The sequence below is a fragment of the Halostagnicola bangensis genome (assembly GCF_054653435.1).
The window spans coordinates 1,174,688-1,190,774 of record NZ_BAAIGG010000002.1 but is presented as its reverse complement, the minus strand read 5'-3'; the positions used below and the strand labels follow the sequence as shown (position 1 = coordinate 1,190,774).

General features: G+C 63.2%; 15 protein-coding genes and 1 tRNA gene. 11 read left to right on the top strand and 5 right to left on the bottom strand.

What is annotated here, in order from left to right:
- Window positions 1–59: 59 nt before the first annotated feature.
- On the top strand, window positions 60–668 hold the full coding sequence (locus ACYQ14_RS07575) for a MogA/MoaB family molybdenum cofactor biosynthesis protein (RefSeq protein WP_459886645.1): 609 nt from the start codon (window positions 60–62) through the stop codon (window positions 666–668).
- A gap of 100 nt (window positions 669–768) precedes the next feature.
- Window positions 769–972 carry a hypothetical protein gene (locus ACYQ14_RS07570; protein ID WP_459886642.1) on the top strand — a complete coding sequence of 68 codons (204 nt, stop codon included), beginning with the start codon at window positions 769–771 and terminating at the stop codon, window positions 970–972.
- 16 nt (window positions 973–988) lie between these two features.
- Here ACYQ14_RS07570 and ACYQ14_RS07565 read toward each other — a convergent pair whose 3' ends face one another.
- Window positions 989–1,498 (bottom strand): PaaI family thioesterase, encoded by a 510-nt coding sequence (locus ACYQ14_RS07565; RefSeq protein ID WP_459886639.1) that lies wholly within the window; start codon window positions 1,496–1,498, stop codon window positions 989–991.
- A 221-nt stretch (window positions 1,499–1,719) separates the two neighbouring features.
- Between ACYQ14_RS07565 and ACYQ14_RS07560 the strand changes: the two genes are divergently transcribed.
- Window positions 1,720–2,763, top strand: coding sequence for a phosphatase PAP2 family protein (locus ACYQ14_RS07560; RefSeq protein ID WP_459886636.1), 1,044 nt, complete (start codon window positions 1,720–1,722; stop codon window positions 2,761–2,763).
- 69 nt (window positions 2,764–2,832) lie between these two features.
- Here ACYQ14_RS07560 and ACYQ14_RS07555 read toward each other — a convergent pair whose 3' ends face one another.
- The gene (locus tag ACYQ14_RS07555) at window positions 2,833–3,777 is read right to left on the bottom strand and encodes a DUF8155 domain-containing protein (RefSeq protein ID WP_459890016.1); all 945 of its coding nucleotides are present in this window, start codon (window positions 3,775–3,777) and stop codon (window positions 2,833–2,835) included.
- A 69-nt stretch (window positions 3,778–3,846) separates the two neighbouring features.
- On the opposite strand from ACYQ14_RS07555, the gene ACYQ14_RS07550 reads away from it, so the two are divergent.
- Window positions 3,847–4,608, top strand: a complete 762-nt coding sequence (locus ACYQ14_RS07550) for a lipoate--protein ligase family protein (RefSeq protein WP_459886634.1) — start codon at window positions 3,847–3,849, stop codon at window positions 4,606–4,608.
- A gap of 76 nt (window positions 4,609–4,684) precedes the next feature.
- Window positions 4,685–7,819 carry an FAD-binding and (Fe-S)-binding domain-containing protein gene (locus tag ACYQ14_RS07545; protein WP_459886631.1) on the top strand — a complete coding sequence of 1,045 codons (3,135 nt, stop codon included), beginning with the start codon at window positions 4,685–4,687 and terminating at the stop codon, window positions 7,817–7,819.
- 445 nt (window positions 7,820–8,264) lie between these two features.
- Here the strand turns inward: ACYQ14_RS07545 and ahbB are convergent, their stop codons facing one another.
- A complete protein-coding gene (gene ahbB / locus ACYQ14_RS07540; protein ID WP_459886628.1) occupies window positions 8,265–9,332 on the bottom strand; it encodes a siroheme decarboxylase subunit beta in 1,068 nt (355 codons plus the stop codon).
- 167 nt (window positions 9,333–9,499) lie between these two features.
- On the opposite strand from ahbB, the gene ACYQ14_RS07535 reads away from it, so the two are divergent.
- Together ACYQ14_RS07535 and ACYQ14_RS07530 are read left to right on the top strand one after the other, a co-directional pair.
- On the top strand, window positions 9,500–10,570 hold the full coding sequence (locus tag ACYQ14_RS07535; RefSeq protein ID WP_459886625.1) for an anthranilate phosphoribosyltransferase: 1,071 nt from the start codon (window positions 9,500–9,502) through the stop codon (window positions 10,568–10,570).
- 234 nt (window positions 10,571–10,804) lie between these two features.
- Window positions 10,805–11,566 carry an SDR family NAD(P)-dependent oxidoreductase gene (locus ACYQ14_RS07530; protein ID WP_459886622.1) on the top strand — a complete coding sequence of 254 codons (762 nt, stop codon included), beginning with the start codon at window positions 10,805–10,807 and terminating at the stop codon, window positions 11,564–11,566.
- 242 nt (window positions 11,567–11,808) lie between these two features.
- Here ACYQ14_RS07530 and ACYQ14_RS07525 read toward each other — a convergent pair whose 3' ends face one another.
- The gene (locus tag ACYQ14_RS07525; protein WP_459886619.1) at window positions 11,809–12,795 is read right to left on the bottom strand and encodes a succinylglutamate desuccinylase/aspartoacylase family protein; all 987 of its coding nucleotides are present in this window, start codon (window positions 12,793–12,795) and stop codon (window positions 11,809–11,811) included.
- A 94-nt stretch (window positions 12,796–12,889) separates the two neighbouring features.
- Between ACYQ14_RS07525 and ACYQ14_RS07520 the strand changes: the two genes are divergently transcribed.
- Both ACYQ14_RS07520 and ACYQ14_RS07515 read left to right on the top strand, forming a co-directional pair.
- Window positions 12,890–13,408: a peptidylprolyl isomerase gene (locus ACYQ14_RS07520; protein WP_459886616.1), complete on the top strand. Its 519-nt coding sequence runs from the start codon at window positions 12,890–12,892 to the stop codon at window positions 13,406–13,408.
- Window positions 13,409–13,682: 274 nt separating this feature from the next.
- Window positions 13,683–14,252 (top strand): peptidylprolyl isomerase, encoded by a 570-nt coding sequence (locus tag ACYQ14_RS07515; protein WP_459890014.1) that lies wholly within the window; start codon window positions 13,683–13,685, stop codon window positions 14,250–14,252.
- Between the two features lie 242 nt (window positions 14,253–14,494).
- Here the strand turns inward: ACYQ14_RS07515 and ACYQ14_RS07510 are convergent, their stop codons facing one another.
- Window positions 14,495–15,262, bottom strand: a complete 768-nt coding sequence (locus ACYQ14_RS07510) for a hypothetical protein (RefSeq protein WP_459886614.1) — start codon at window positions 15,260–15,262, stop codon at window positions 14,495–14,497.
- Between the two features lie 193 nt (window positions 15,263–15,455).
- Here ACYQ14_RS07510 and ACYQ14_RS07505 point away from each other — a divergent pair, with 193 nt between their 5' ends.
- Together ACYQ14_RS07505 and ACYQ14_RS07500 are read left to right on the top strand one after the other, a co-directional pair.
- The gene (locus ACYQ14_RS07505) at window positions 15,456–15,794 is read left to right on the top strand and encodes a ferredoxin (protein ID WP_459886611.1); all 339 of its coding nucleotides are present in this window, start codon (window positions 15,456–15,458) and stop codon (window positions 15,792–15,794) included.
- A 204-nt stretch (window positions 15,795–15,998) separates the two neighbouring features.
- Window positions 15,999–16,082 (top strand) — tRNA-Leu (locus ACYQ14_RS07500).
- Window positions 16,083–16,087 lie beyond the last annotated feature (5 nt).

Below are 16,087 nucleotides of genomic sequence, written 5' to 3'. Positions count from 1 at the left end.
TCTCGATTATCGATATCGGTGGGGGAGCTATTATCGCCCTCGAGTATAGACTCATACACATGACGACAGACGAGTCTCGACGGACGACGGACGAGCACGGCCACGACATCATCGACCCGCTGTACGTCGCCATCGTGACGGTATCGTCCTCTCGAGCGGCCGCGGCGCAGACGGAAACTGACGACCCGGAAACGCTCGAGGATCCCGGCGGCGACACGGTCGCGGAGTGTTTCGAGGACGAGGGTCACGAAGTACGCGAGCGCGTTCTAGTCCGAGACGATTACGCGGCGATCCGGACGGCGGTGCGGCGACTGGTCGCCAGACGCGAGATCGATATCGTGGTGACGACCGGCGGAACGGGGGTCACCGCCGACGACGTCTCGCCCGAAGCGACCGCGTCGCTGTTCGAACGCGAACTGCCCGGCTTCGGCGAACTGTTCCGGTCGCTTTCCTGGGACGAAGTCGGAACCCGTGCGATGGCCTCTCGAGCCACGGCTGGCATCGCCGTCGACACGCCGGTCTTTACTCTCCCCGGAAGCACGAACGCCTGTCGAACCGCCTGCGAGAAGCTCATCGTCCCCGAAGCGCCACACCTCGCGGGGCTCGCGACGAGCCACCGAACGGAGGCGACCGATCAGTCCCTCGAGGCGTTCCGATCCGACGGGTAATCCGCTGACGGGCCGATCGAAGACCTGATTTCGACCGTTCGAATCACCTGATAGTCACGTTTTCCTGAACGGTTCGAACCCGCTCATAGTATCCGTCTTTGTGAAGCCGTGCTCTGAAGCCGATCGAGTCGAACTCGAAACTGTGATCGAACCGGTTCTCGCTGGCGCGGCTTCCGTCGGAACGGTTCCCGGCTACCTCGAGGCGGCGATCTATCTCTACTTCGTCGGGGTTGCACTGGTTGGGCTCTTTCTCCACCGGCGGATCTGGCAGGGCTACCGGCGAACGAACCGTCCCGAGAACTAGTTCCGTGTCGACGGCTTCAGTCGCTCTCTCCGCGGAAAACCCGGTAGGATCCCTGTCCGGTCGCGACCGCTTTCGTCTCGCCGTCGGCGGTCGTGCTCTCGACGGTGATTTCGCTGACGCCGACGCTCGAGCCGACGCGGATCACGTTCGCGGTCGCGCTCAGGTCGCCCGTCGCCGGCCGGAGGTAGTTGACGTTGAGGTTGATCGTCGCGATGCTGGCCGCGAAGGGGTCCTCGAGTTCAGTCCGCAGGGCCAACCCACCCGCGGTGTCGATAAGTGTCGCGGCCACGCCACCGTGCATATCGGGGCGGCGATCCGGGCCCGCGTCCGGGCGAACGTTCGTGAGTTTGTCGTCGTAGGGAATCGAGAGGGTCATCGTTCCCTCGCCGATGTGATCTACCGAGGTTCCGATCCACGAGAGAAATTCCTGGTACTCGTCGATATATCCCTGTAGCATCTCCCCGAGATCGGATGGATCCTCGACGGAATTCGGTATTCCGATCGATTCCGGTGTCTCCTCGCTCATGCCCAGTTGTCTGCGAGCGGCCGCCTTGATCTCTGCGCTTTCGCGATTTCACGTTCACACCCGTTTATTGGGCCGGCGGCCCCTCGGTCGACTCGAGTGCGTTTTCGCCCTCGTGTGCCGTCAGTTCGTGGGGTTGCGTGTATCGAGTCGGTCCCGTGGAATCCGACCGCGGCCCGTCACGATATAGCGGGTTTTTTGTCTCAAGTAGCTAACCGTCTCGTATGTCGCGGGGTATTGGCGAACTCGAGCCGATTCAAGAATTCGTTCCCGAGTGGTTGGCGGTCGTCGTCGCCTTGCTCACGCAGCTGGGTGACATCTGGTTTCTGGCGCTCGTCCTCGCTGCGTTTTACTGGTTCGACGCGCCACGGCGGGACAATATTGCAACGGTTGCCGGCGCGTGGCTGGCCGGAATGGGGATGTACAAGGGATTGAAGGAGATCTTCGGCTTTCCGCGACCGAACGAGCCCTTGCTCGATCCCGAACTGCTTCCGTGGGCTATCCAACCGGTGTACGAAGCAACGGCGATGGCGACCGGGTACGGGTTCCCGAGCGGCCACGCGGTCAACACGACGATCGTCTACTTCGGGCTGGCGTACGTCCTCAGGGTTAGTACGGCTCGCCGGCGCTTTGCCAGTGCGGCGGCGGTCGTCACCACCGTCTGTTTCACCCGCCTCGCACTCGGCGTCCACTACCTCGTTGACGTTGTGGTCGGCGTCGCAGTCGGGCTGGCCTTGCTTTTGGCCGCTCGAGCGCTCATCAACCGTCGCCTCAGCGATCCGGCGACGATTACGTTCGGGTTGGCCGTGCTCTTCGGCGTCTTTTTCGTCGTGACGAGCGAGATCGACGCCGACGCGATTTTTATCCTGGGGTCCTCCCTGGGAGCGTTCGCCGGCTGGCAACTCATCATGCTCGGCCGCGAACTGGTCGCGGTTTCGCGCCCCTCTCGGGCTCTGCGCCCGATCGCCGTCCGGGGCGGATTCGCGTCGCTTGCCCTCGCATCGTTGCTCGCGACCTACGAATACTTCCCGCTCCTGTCGGCGTACACTGCCGGCGGGACGATCGGCCTCATGACGGCAGTGATCGTCACGATCCCGGTGATGCGCCACTCCGAGTACGCCCGCCGAGTCGGCGGTGCGATTTCGTTCTGGATCCGCATGGGCCTGCTCGGTATCCGCTATCTGCTTACCCCGAGTACGTGGCGGCGGGCCTACGCTGGACTTCGCCATCACAGTCAACGCCTTCTCGAGTGGATCCGAACCCGGTGAACCGCCTCGGGGTCAAGCCCCGGAGCCTTCTAGACCGCTTGTAAAGCGGGCCGATGAAATCGCAGGCGATCAGTCGCGGTTGTGAACGCGGACCCGAACCGTTCGTCCGACCTCGAGCGATCGCTCCGGACAGATGAGCTTGGCACCGAAGGTGGCGTCTCGAGCGCAAAACAGCGAGAGGCCGGTGATCGGTTCACCGTCGACGATGACGGTTACGTCGTCCCAGGAAATCGTCCGATCCGTGGCGACGCCGAGCCGGTCGCCGTTGAGCGAGACCGCGGTCGATTCGCCGACCACCGACTCGCCGAAACCGGACCCGCGTTTTCTCTCGAGAACCCCGCCGCCATCGTAGTGAGGAATCCCGCCGTCGAGGATCCCGCCGCCGTCGGCTCGAATACCCGCGAACGCGACGCCGGGATTCGGATGGGTCGGGCTGTCGAGGATCGCGTAGGTGTCGCCGGTCTCGACGATCGTTCCCGTTCCGTCCCACTCGAGGGGCGTTAGCTCGACATCCGGTCCGATCTCGAGCGGGAGCGAGCCCGATGCGCGGTAGTGGTTCTGCTCGGGGTGACGAAAACCGACGTGGAGGTGGTTGTCCACCCACGGCGCGAAAAAGCCCGCGCGGACGAGCGTTCCGAGGGAGTCGCCTACGGAGACGGTATCACCAGCCTCGACGGTGGGTTCGACGTGGAGAATTCTGGCGACGAGGCCTTCGCCATCGGTTTCGGTTACGGCCTTGGATTCGGCGAATCCACCGCCAGCTGTCGGCGTGTCGACCTCAAGCAGGATGAGGTGATCGTGCTCGGGCGCGTAGGGTTTCGACGGCGCGCGGACGGTTTTCGTCTCGAGGACGGTTCCCGAGACGGGGCTGGGCGCGTCGGTCGTTCGGCCGTCTCGGAGCGTGCCGGGGTAGAGGTCGATCGCGCGGCCGCCGTCGTGGGCCGGGTACGGGGAGTTGTACAGCGAGAACCGCTCGTACCGGGCGAGCATCGACTTGGGAAGGGTGACGGCCATCTGTTCGTCTTCTCGTCTGCGCCACGAAGGTTTAGGCACGTCGGCGCGTAGCCCGTCGCAGTACGACGAATGTCAGTCACCGTCTTGCGGGGCCGAGCCGAGAGCGTCGATGCCGACCGAGCGGCGAGTCAGCGACTCCTCGAGATCGCATCCGGCGGAACCCCGGCGGTCCGCGTCTGGCGACCCCACAGGCAGGTTGCCTTCGGTCGGCGAGACGCCAGACTCGAGGGGTACGAGGACGCTCGAGCGGTCGCGCGAACGCACGGGTTTCCGCCGGTCGAGCGGAGCGTCGGCGGCCGCGCGGTCGCCTATGACGGGGAGACGACGCTCGCGTTCGCCCGCGCCGAACCAGTCGAGGACTTTCGGCGGGGAACGGACGAGCGGTACGAACGACTGACCAACAACCTCGAGCGGGCCCTCGAACGCCTCGACATCGCCGCCGTTCGCGGCGAACCCGACGACTCGTTCTGTCCGGGTGCGCACTCGCTCTCGGTCGCGAACTCGAGGGATCACGCCGGTTCACCGTCGTCTGCGGAGCCTCGAAAAATCGTGGGCATCGCCCAGCGCGTCCAGCAAGACGCTGCGCTCGCCTCGGGGATCATCGTTGTCGCGAACCGGGACGAACTCGCGGACGTTCTCGCGGGCGTGTACGAGGCGCTCGAGGTTCCGTTCGATTCCGCGTCCGTCGGTGCGATCGCGAACACCGGCCGGAGCGGCCGCGGTGAGACCGGGTCGCACTCGGGCGGGCGTCTCGACACCGAGCGCGTTCGACGCGTTCTCGAAGAGACGCTGGTCGGCGATCGACAGATAGAGGCCGTCAACGTGGACTAATCCTGTCGAATTTTTCGACTCGACGGACCGCGGCCGATGCCCCACGCTTTATGCTGACGACGCCTTAGAGTAAGGTATGGCCACGGAGCCGAGCGACGACCCGGCCGCCGACGCACGTGCGAGTTACGACTACGCGAGCACCGACGTCGACCGGCCGGGGTTGGTTCGCGACCTCGAGAACCTGGTCGAGTGTTCGGTTCGATTCGATTCGTACTCGCGCGAGCTGTACGCGACCGACGCCAGCGCCTACGAAATGACGCCCGTCGGCGTCGTCTTTCCGGAATCGACGAGCGACGTCGCCAGCGTTCTCGAGTACTGCGCGCGACGGGGAATTCCGGTGCTCCCCCGCGGCGGCGGGACGAGCCTCGCCGGGCAGACGGTCAACCGCGCCGTCGTTCTCGACTTCACTCGGCACATGAACGAAATCCTCGAGGTCGATCCCGACGGCCGGACCGCGACGGTCCAGCCCGGAACGATCCTCGGGACGCTAAACGAAGCGCTCGAGCCCCACGATCTCAAGTTCGCGCCGGATCCCGCCTGGGGCGACAAGAGCGCGATCGGCGGCGCGATCGGAAACAACTCGACGGGCGCACACTCCCTGCAGTACGGCAAGACCGACGCCTACGTCGAATCCTGCGAGGTCGTCCTCGCGGACGGAACGGTCACCCGATTCGGCGAGGTGACCCTCGAGGAGATTGATGAACGCGCCGACCCGGACGGCTCTCTCGAGGAGCGGATCTACGCCGAAATCGACCGGATCCTCGAGGAAGACGCGGACGCAATCGCTGAGGCGTACCCCGATATCAAGCGAAATGTCTCGGGCTACAACCTCGACAGGCTAATTGCGGAGGCCCGCGGCCAACCCCTTCCCGGCGGTGAAGATACCGGAGATCCGGGAACCGTCAACCTCGCTCGAGTGCTCGCCGGAAGCGAGGGAACGCTCGCAATCGTGACGGAGGCGACCGTCTCGCTCGAGCCGGTTCCCGAAACGAAGTCCGTCGCCCTGCTCTGTTATTCGGAGCTCCACGACGCGATGACGGACGTCGCGCCGATCATAGAGCACGACCCCGCGGCGGTCGAGGTGCTCGACGACGTGTTGATCGATCTCGCCCGCGGGACCGCGGAGTTCGCCCCCGTGACGGAGATGCTTCCGGAGGGTACGAACGCGACACTTTTGGTCGAGTTCTACGCCGAAGACGAGGCCGAGGGTCGCGAACGGGTCGCCGAACTGCTCGCCGATCGGTGCCCGTCCGTCACGCCAGCCGGGACGCCCGACGGCGGCGTTTCGGAGATGGGCTCGGACGCGATAACCCCGAACGGAGCGGACCCGATCGCGATCGACGCCCTCGAGGCCTACGAGAAGTCCGAACGGGCACAGCTCTGGAAGCTCCGCAAGTCGGGGCTCCCGATCTTGCTCTCGAGGACCACCGACGAGAAACACGTTTCGTTCATCGAGGATACGGCGATTCCGCCGGAACACCTGCCCGAGTTCGTCGAACGATTCGAGGCGATCCTCGAGGCCCACGACACCTACGCGACCTTCTACGCCCACGCCGGACCCGGCGTGTTGCACGTGCGGCCGCTGGTGAACACGAAGACCGATATCGGGATCGACCAGTTGCACGGGATCGCCGAGGATGTGACGGATCTCGTGGTCGATCTCGGCGGCTCCGTTTCGGGCGAACACGGGGACGGCCGCGCTCGAACGCAGTGGAATCGGAAACTCTACGGCGAAGATCTTTGGGAGACCTTTCGGGACCTCAAGACGGCGTTCGATCCCGACTGGCTCCTGAATCCGGGACAGGTCGTTTACCGTGAGGAGGATCCGGCGGATCTTCGGGAGAACCTTCGATTCGACCCCGACTACGAGTACGAGGCCGGCTTCGAGCCCGAACTCGAGTGGGAGAACGACAACGGCATGCAGGGGATGGTCGAACTCTGTCACGGCTGTGGCGGCTGTCGCGGCGAGCAGTCGACCACCGGCGGCGTGATGTGTCCGACCTATCGCGCTTCCCACGAGGAAATCACGAGCACCCGCGGGCGGGCAAACGCCCTTCGGCAGGCGATGAGCGGCGACCTTCCGCCGGGCGAGCAGTTCTCCGACGAGTTCACCGAAGAGGTGATGGACCTCTGTATCGGCTGTAAGGGCTGTGCCATCGACTGTCCGAGCGAGGTCGACATGGCGAAGTTAAAAGCCGAAGTCACCCACGAGTACCACCAGCGAAACGGCTCGTCGTTTCGCGATCGGTTATTCGCGAACGTCTCGAATCTCTCCCGATGGGGCAGTCGCTTCGCGCCGCTGTCGAACGTCCTCCCGAAGATTCCGGGATCGCGCTGGCTCCTCGAGAAGACGGTCGGTATCGCCGCCGACCGGCCCTTGCCGACGTTCCACAGCGACACCTTCTCGGACTGGTTCGAACGCCGCGGCGGGGCGAACGTCGAAGAAGCCGACGCCGCCCGCGAGGTCGTCCTCTACCCCGACACCTACACCAACTACAACCATCCCGAGGCCGGCAAAGCGGCGGTTCGGGTCCTCGAGGCCGCGGACATCCACGTCACGGTGCCCAACGGCGTCGGCGACACGGGCCGACCGGCGTTTTCGAAGGGATTCCTCGAGAAGGCCCGCGAGACCGCTCGAGCGAACCTCGAAGCGCTGTCTTCTCACCTCGAGGACGGCCGGGATATCCTCCTCGTCGAGCCCTCCGACGCCGTTATGTTGCAGTCGGACTACCTGGACCTGCTCGGCGACGACGCTCGGACCCTCGCGGAGCACACCTACGGCGTCTGCGAATACCTCGATACGTTCCGGCTCGACGAGTCGATATCGTTCGTTTCGGCTCCGAATTCCGGCGGCGAGGCGGACGCCGAGACGGACGGCGGTGCGTTCGAGCATCTCACCTACCACGGCCACTGCCACCAGAAGGCGACGGCGAAAGACCACCACGCCGTCGGCCTCCTCCGGCGGGCGGGCTACGCCGTCGACCCGCTCGATTCGGGCTGTTGTGGCATGGCCGGCAGTTTCGGGTACGAGGCCGAACACGCCTCGATGAGCAATGCGATCGCTGACGTGCTCTACGAGCAGGTCGACTCGAGCGAGGGAGACCGGGTCGTCGCGCCGGGTGCCTCCTGTCGGAGCCAGCTCGAGGGCCATCCTGACGCTGAGGAGGAGCCGCCAACGCCGATCGAGTTGGTAGGGAAAGCGCTCGAGTAAGTCTAATTTTTATTTCATCCCAATAGGTGCAGATATTTGTGCGGTGGCTACATTAAAGCTAACAATCAAGTGAAAGCCCTCGGCGTGCTCGCGGGTGTTCTGACGGATATCCTCACTTCGTTCAGATAGAGCCGCCAGAACACCCGCGACACCACCTCGCCCTTTCATTCCGCCAGGGCTCGCGATTGCCTGCCTTTCCCCGAGTCGTGCGGCTCTTGCGTTGCTCGAGCCGCACTCCCGGCCCGGCCTCTCGTACTCGCACACGCAGTCGACGGCGTCGAACGCCGAGGCTGGGGCGGCTCGAGGTGTCGGGAGTGGTGCTGAAAGGAGGCGCGTCGAGGCCAAGCGAATGGCGAAGCCGTGGGCAGTTTTCGACTCGAGCAAGCGGGGCTTTCGGGGTATCGAAGCTCCGCACGGTGACTGCGCGGCGAGGCCAAACGAGCACTCAGTTCCCGACCAACTCTTCGTACTGCGCGCCGGTCTGTTTCAGCGTTTCCGTCGAGTACAATCGTTCGTGGTCCACGGGCAGGTACTCCGTGGCGAGTTCGTCGATCTTCTCATCGACGGCCGCCGGATCGCGTCCGTGGATCATCGTAAAGAGGTTGTAGGGCCACTCGAGGGCTTCCCGACGAGGCCGGTGATAACACAGCGTGACGTAGGAGAGATCGCCTGCGCGAACGCCGCGCTCGTCGAGTTCGTCGTCGGGCACGTCCCAGACGACCATGCAGTTCGCGTCGAAGCCCGTCACGACGTGGTTCACGACGCAACCGATCCGCTTGATACAGCCGTTCTCGCTGAGTCGCTCGATCGCCTCGAGCACGTCCGAAACGTCTCCCTCGAGCGCCGTCGCCAGATCTCGATACGGCGTCTCCGAAAGCGGGACCCCATCTTGAACCTCGAGCAAGAGGTTGGCTTCGAACGGGGAGAGATCTGTCGCCGCGTCCTCGCTGATTCGGGTGGGCGAGGCCTCGCTTTGCTCGACGCTCTCTGCGGGACGAGCGTCCGACTCGAGGCTCTGGCGGGCGAACCGGTCGGCGTTGACGACGGGGAACTCGAGGTCGATGTAGTAATCGGTTAGCATCGGCAGGTTGAGAACCGAACAGCCGGTTCGGCTCTCGATTTCCGCGAGGATCTCGTCTCTGGTCTCGCGAGAGCCGGCGGTCACGACGAACCACATGTTCCACTCGTGATCGCGGGCGTAGTTGTGGTTGACCTGCTGGTAGCCGTTGATCACCTCTGCGATCTCTTCGAAGCGTTCCTCGGGTGCGCAAACCGCAGCCAGCGTCGACGAGCCGATGACGGGTGGGTTGAGAACCGGTCCGAAGCGCCGGAAGATCCCCTCCTCGTGAAGCCGCCGAACCCGCTCGAGGGCGTCCGACTCGGTTATCTCGAGCGCGCTGGCGAGTCGGCGGAACGGCCGTTCGACGACCGGGAAGCCGCTCTGGTAGCTGTCGATGATCGCGGCGTCGACGTCGTCGACCGACTCGAGCCAGTCACCCGACTGGGTACTCATTGGCCGGACTAGGGACGAGCCAAAGGTAGTGGTTTCGGATCTCGGGAGCGTTCCGGGGTAATTGTCTTTCGTTCGGAACCGAACCTCGAGTACAGTACAATGGATTTTCGGGACAGTCGAGGCCCGGAAGCGGGAGGCTTTTGCGCCGCCCGTCCGAACCACAGACTATGGCTCAAACGACTCAGGAGTTCGGCGAATGGCCCGTGAAACGGCTGATGACTGAAGTCGTCGGGACCGGAACGAAGTCGGCAGAGGACATGTCTCGAGAGCAGGCTCGAGAAGCCTTCCAGCGCATCCTTGCCGACGAACCGGACCACACGACACTCGGTGCGTTCTGGCTCGCGAACCGGTGGAAGCACAACAACGCTGAGGAACTTTCGGCCTTCGCCGACGTGATGATAGAGGAGGGCGTCGTCGGCGCGGAACCCGACTGCGATCCCGTCGACTGCGGCGCGAACTACGACGGCAAACACACCTCGGCGATCCTCGGCGTCGGTGCGGGCCTCGTCGCCGCCGCCGCGGGCACACCGGTCGTCGTCCACTCCGGCGACCGCGTCCCGACCCAAAAAGAGACCGCGTACAAGCACGTCCTCGATGAACTCGGCGTTCGAACGGCGATCGAACCCGAGGAGAGCGCCGCGATGGTCGACGAAACCGGCTTCGGCTTCTACTACCAGCCCGAGTTCAACCCCGCTATCGACTCGTTGCACAACCGGCGCGACCAGATGGGCGTCCGGACGTTCGTCAACACCATCGAAACGGTCGCGAACCCGGCCAACGCCGACGTGCATCTGGGCTCGTTCTACCACCTCGCGTTCGCAAAGAAGATGACCGACCTGATCAAAGGGAGCGAGCACCTCGAGTACTCGCGCGTGATCATGTTCCAGGGGATGGAAGGCTACGACGACATCCGTCCCGGCTACACGAAGGTCGCCGAATGGGACGAAGCCGACGGCACCTTCGAGGACTTCGAGATCGAAACCGCCGAGTACGGCATGGAGATGGAAAGCGAGGACCTCGAAGTCGAGGACGTGCAGGCCGACTCGGCGACAATCACCGAGGAAGTGCTTGCCGGCGAGCGAGACGATCACTTCGCCGACGCCATCGCTCTCAACGGCGCGCTCCGGATCTACGCCCGCGGCGACGTCGACTCACTCGAGGACGGACTCGAGGCGGCACGGGATGTCATCGAAGACGGAAGCGCGCAGGCGGTGCTCGAGGACCTCCAGTCGTTCTGAGGTCCAAAAGGACGTGAACTGACTCGATTTCTGTACTCGGCCGTTTGTTTATTCTCCACGCTTCGTTCCCCGCTAGCTCCGTGATCCGGCGAGCCCCGACTGCGACGAATCGATCGGGCTCTCGAGCGATCCTGTTACCAGTGTTTGCCTGGGGCCAGAGATAGCTGAACGAGATCGGGTATTGCGTGGAAAATCATGAACGAATTTATATAGTGTCCGCTCGATTGCAGATCTATGCGACTCGAAGACAAGACAGTGGTTGTCACCGGTGCGGCCGCGGGAATCGGACGCTCGACCGCCGAACGGTGCGCCGAGGAGGGTGCGCAGGTTATCGTCACCGACATCGACTCGAGCGGCGGCGATGAGGTCGTCGCGTCGATCGAGGACGCTGGCGGTGAGGCGGCGTTTTACGAACTCGACGTCACTGATAGCGATCAGTTCCACGCGGTCATCGACGCTGTCGCCGAGGAGGAGGATCTCGACGTGCTCGTCAACAACGCCGGGACCGGCCATCCGTCGTCGCGAATGGAAGAGACCGACGAGTCGATCCGCGACTTCGTCATGGACGTCAACGTCAACGGCGTCTGGAACGGCTGTCATGCCGCGCTTCCCCATCTCAAGGAGCAGGGCCACGGCGCGATCGTCAACGTCGGCTCGCTCGCGAGCATTCTCGGACTCCCGAAACAGGCCGCCTACTCGCTGAGCAAGGGTGCGGTGTTGAATTTTACTCGAGCGATCGCCGCCGAGGCGGGGCCCTACGGCGTTCGGGCGAACACGGTCTGTCCCGGCTTTACGAACACGCAACTGGTCGAACAGTATCTCGAGGGCCAGGGCGATCCCGAAGCCGCACGCGAGGAGATGGAAGCTGAGTACCCGCTCAAGCGGCTGGCCGAACCCAAGGAGATCGCCGACGCAATTCTGTTTCTCGCGAGCGAGGAGGCGTCGTTCGTCAGCGGTCACGGACTGGTCGTCGACGGCGGCTTTTCGACCTGCTGAACGCGTGACGGAGTGTTCCACCGTTCGCCTCCGTAACACGATGTGCGTCCGCTGAAAAGACGATCCTCGAATCGTTGGGTTGTTGGACAACCCATCGTGCTGACTGAGCGATCGATGACCGAAATCGTTGGTTCACCTTGCGGAAACGATTTACAGGCCGATGGTAACTATCTGACATAAACCGCCGAACACTATCCATAGGCCGGATCTGGAATACGTTTCCCATCAGTAGCAGCGTGACTTCACTCGCGAATCGCGACGCTCGCGAGCTTGCTCCCCGCCGTTACCGTCGCTTCCTGCGTGAGCGTATAGAGGATTCCCTCCCGATCGGTCACGGCCTCCTCGAGCGGTTCGTACGTCGTCGGGTGATAGATAGTCCCAAGATCGACACCTACCGAGACGGTCTGGCCGAGCTCGAGTTCAGGGTTCGGCCGAAACAATCCCGACTCGTTCGCAGTAACTTGCCCGAGGTGGTTTCGCGCGACGGTCGGTTCCGTCGATCGATCCGACCCGCGTTCGCGGGCGTACACCGGCGGGAGCATCTCGAGGTGGCTCGAGACGCTCAACAGCCCGTCCACGCCGTCTTCGACGACATCCTCGAGGATCTGTTTGCTGTGGGCGAGTTCGGGCGTGATTGACGGAATATCTTCCTTCGTCGCGGCGACCCGGAGCTTCCCCGCGAACCCGCGCCTGTGCCACTCGTGGGGGGCGTCTTCGTCGGCTTCCTCCGCGAGAAGCAGGTCGGTGCCGAACGCCCGCGCGAGGTCGGCGGATGCGTCGTCGTCACCGAGATAGACAACGTGCGGGAGCATGTCCGGGCTCCCGGTGTGGAGGTCAACGACGGCGTCCGCGTCTTCGCCGTACTCCCAGAGGCGAGCCGCCATGCGTTGGTGGAGGCTCCCCTCGTCGTCCCCCGGCCAGACGCGGTTCATGTTGGGGTTGACGCTGTCGAGCGATTCGGGCGTCGTGTAGGAGACGCGATCGAAGGTTAGCGGGTTCGCGACCGGAACGGCGACGATCCTTCCCGAGAGCGACTCGAGCGGCAGGCGCTCGTGGAATCGGCGGAGTACCTCCGTCCCGTTTATCTCGCGGCCGTGTTGGGCCGCTTGCACGTACAGCGTCGGTCCCGGTTCGTCGCCGCGATAGGTGTGGACCGTGGTCGTTAGTTCCACGCCCGAGGGCAATCGAGCGAGAGTCACCTCATCGGCCGTGTGCGTGCCGTCGCTCATAGGTATCCGTTTTACGGCCAGTGGTATGTACCTGCGGCCGCCGATAGCAACGAAGACCACTACCGTTTTCACTCGGCCCCTCGTCCCGGTGAATATGGGAGACGTTACTGCGACACTGCACACGAACCGTGGCGATATCGATGTCGAACTCTACGACGACCGCGCGCCGCGGACCGTCGACAACTTCGTCGGCCTCGCGACCGGCGGCAAAACCTGGACCGACCCCGAGTCGGGCGAGGAAGTCGAGGGCGAGCCGCTGTACGATGACGTAGCATTCCATCGCATCATCGAGGACTTCATGATTCAGGGCGGCGACCCGACCGAGACCGGTCGCGGCGGCCCCGGTTACCAGTTCGACGACGAGTTCCACGACGAACTGCGCCATGACGACGCAGGTATCCTGAGTATGGCCAACTCCGGCCCGGACACGAACGGTTCGCAGTTTTTCATCACGCTCGACGCCCAGCCCCACCTCGACGACCGCCACGCCGTCTTCGGAACAGTCACCGACGGGATGGACGTCGTCCACGAGATCGGAAACGTCGACACCGACGCGAACGATCAGCCGAAAGAAGACGTCGTCCTCGAGTCAGTTTCTGTTGACTACGAGTAAATTACGACCGAACGCGGCCGTTTGCGACCTGTTTTGCGGCGATTCGCGCTCGAGTCGAGTGCGATCCGATATCGGTCACCGACAGTAAATACGATAGCGTTAGGTCATCGCCGCCCCCACGAGCGATATCGACCGCTATCGACGACCGTTACTGACCGGAATCGCCTCGAGTCTCGGAGTGTTTCTCGCTGGCTGTGTGAACAACTCGAACGAGACGGACGGAGAGACGGGTCCCGACGCCGACAGTTCAGGGACGGGCTCGACTGGCGAGCGTTTGATCGCGACGTTACACACGAGCGAGGGCGACATCAATGTCGAACTCTACGACGACCGCGCGCCGCGGACCGTCGACAACTTCGTCGGCCTCGCGACCGGTACCAAGTCTTGGACCGACCCCGAAACGGGTGAGGAAGTCGAGGGCGAGCCGCTGTACGACGACGTGGCATTCCATCGCATTATCGAGGACTTCATGATCCAGGGCGGCGACCCGACCGAGACCGGTCGCGGCGGCCCCGGTTACCAGTTCGACGACGAGTTCCACGATGAACTGCGCCACGACGACGCGGGTATCCTGAGTATGGCCAACTCCGGCCCGGACACGAACGGTTCGCAGTTTTTTATCACGCTCGGCGCCCAGCCCCACCTTGACGGCCATCATTCGATTTTCGGATCGGTCATCGACGGCTCCGCAAGTGACGTGAGCGGAGACCTAGAAGACGAGCAAAGCGGGTCTTCCAGTGGAATGGACGTCGTCCACGACATCGGAACGGTCGAAACCGACGCGAACGACCGGCCGACGGAGGAACTCCTCCTCGAGTCCGTGACCGTTCACGACGACGAGTAATCGACGCCCCGCGCGTGACGGTTTTCCGGTTCATTACCTGGTGGGTCGCGAATATTCATCGAGGTATCGTACGTATCAACCGCGGTATCGTCGCACTCGGCAGTATCACCATTGTCGGCCGAATGTGTCTCTTGCTGTATCGTTGTCTCTCTTCGCCTCTCGTCGTATCGGTACCATCGGCCAACTTATCGCCGTTCCATCGAAAAAACGCGATAGCGCTCACCTCGACCTGTTCCCGACCGTTACATGGGTCGAGCCCAGTCGTCCTCGAGCGTGACGACGCCTTCGCCGGCGGCGAAATTAACGCGCGTGTCAGGATCGCCCGTCAGACTGACCAGGCCGGACTCGAGTTCGTCGGGTCGGTCGACGCGAACGACGGTCGTTCGATAGGTGTAATCCGCTGTCATCAGACACGGCCGGCGATAACACCCGAAGGCGTGGATGCCGTCTTCGGTTTCTTCGATCCGCTTGATGAACGGCGTTTCCGCGCTCGAGCCCCAGCCGGTCTGGGCGATCAGGATCGTGTTCTCGTCGAAATCGGCATCTTCGATCAACGCCGTCGCCGGGGTGTCGGGTTCGAGGTCGACCCGCTCGAGGTCGTCCTCGTCGGTGAGGAGCGTTGCGTACAGCTGCAGGTCGCCGTTAGAGCTTCCCTCGGCGCCGAGCCCGTCATCGAGCAGTATCGATCGTGCCGTCTCTTCGTGTTCGAAGGGAAGGGACGGTTCGGCGGGCATCTGGGCGCTGAGATAGATCGGATCGCGATCCGAGTCGGAACCGCAGCTTTCCCGCTCGATTTCGTACGGCGGAACGTCGATCCGATCGAGATCGTCGGGGAGCTCCTGGGTCGGACCTCCAGCGTCGCGATCACCGGGTCCGTTCGGATCTCCGCCAGCCGTGAAACCGGACGCTGGAGTTCTCTTCGCGCCGGTATCGGATAGACAGCCAGCCACGAGAGCGGTCGAGAGCGATCCACCTGTGACCACGAGTACTTGCCGTCGAGTATACTGCATGGGCACGTTGTAATTCGACCGAAGATAATAAACAACTTACTCTAGCTAAAAAAATGATTTTACCACCTAGTATTAACTGACGAAACTGATAATAGGTGAACCATTTCGGCGGCGGTTCAGAGCGGGCCGTCGCCCCGCGTTCCGTCTCGCTCGACCGTAACGTGAAAGTCGCCCGAATTCCGATACTCGAGTAATGAGCGACGACGAAGTCATGCGCCCGAGCGATGTCGGTTCGGCCGACGCCCCGCCGGTCGAGGAAAAGCCCTACAAGATTATCTTCGAGGCGAACAAGTGCTTCGGCGCGGGCAAGTGCGCCGAGGTCGCCGATAACTGGACGATGGATATCAAATCCGGATTAGCACAGCCCGAATCGTACTTCTTCGGCGAGGAGGATCTCGAGGAGAACGTCCGCGCCGCGGAGGTCTGTCCGGCGAAAAAAGACGACGGCTGTATCCACGTCGTCGACCGCCGAACCGACGAGGAGATCGCACCTGACCCGCACGGTGACGGCACGCTCAGCGTCGATTGGTAGTCATAGGGGCGTTCGTAATTCTCTCCCGGCATAGATACTCAGTCGTCGGTTTCGCTCGGCGAAACTCGTTCTCCGCTGGGGCTGGTTGAAAATAGGTATGAACGACCCTATCAGTGGGTCGTGTCTGTAGGTTAACTGGAATTCACTCGAGTACACACCGAAACGCACATCCCAAGGCGGTGGCAACGAGCAAGTACGTTTTGGGCGAGGGTAGCCAAGCAGGCCAACGGCGGTGGGCTTAAGACCCGCTCCCGTAGGGGTCCTTGGGTTCAAATCCCAACCCTCGCATACCG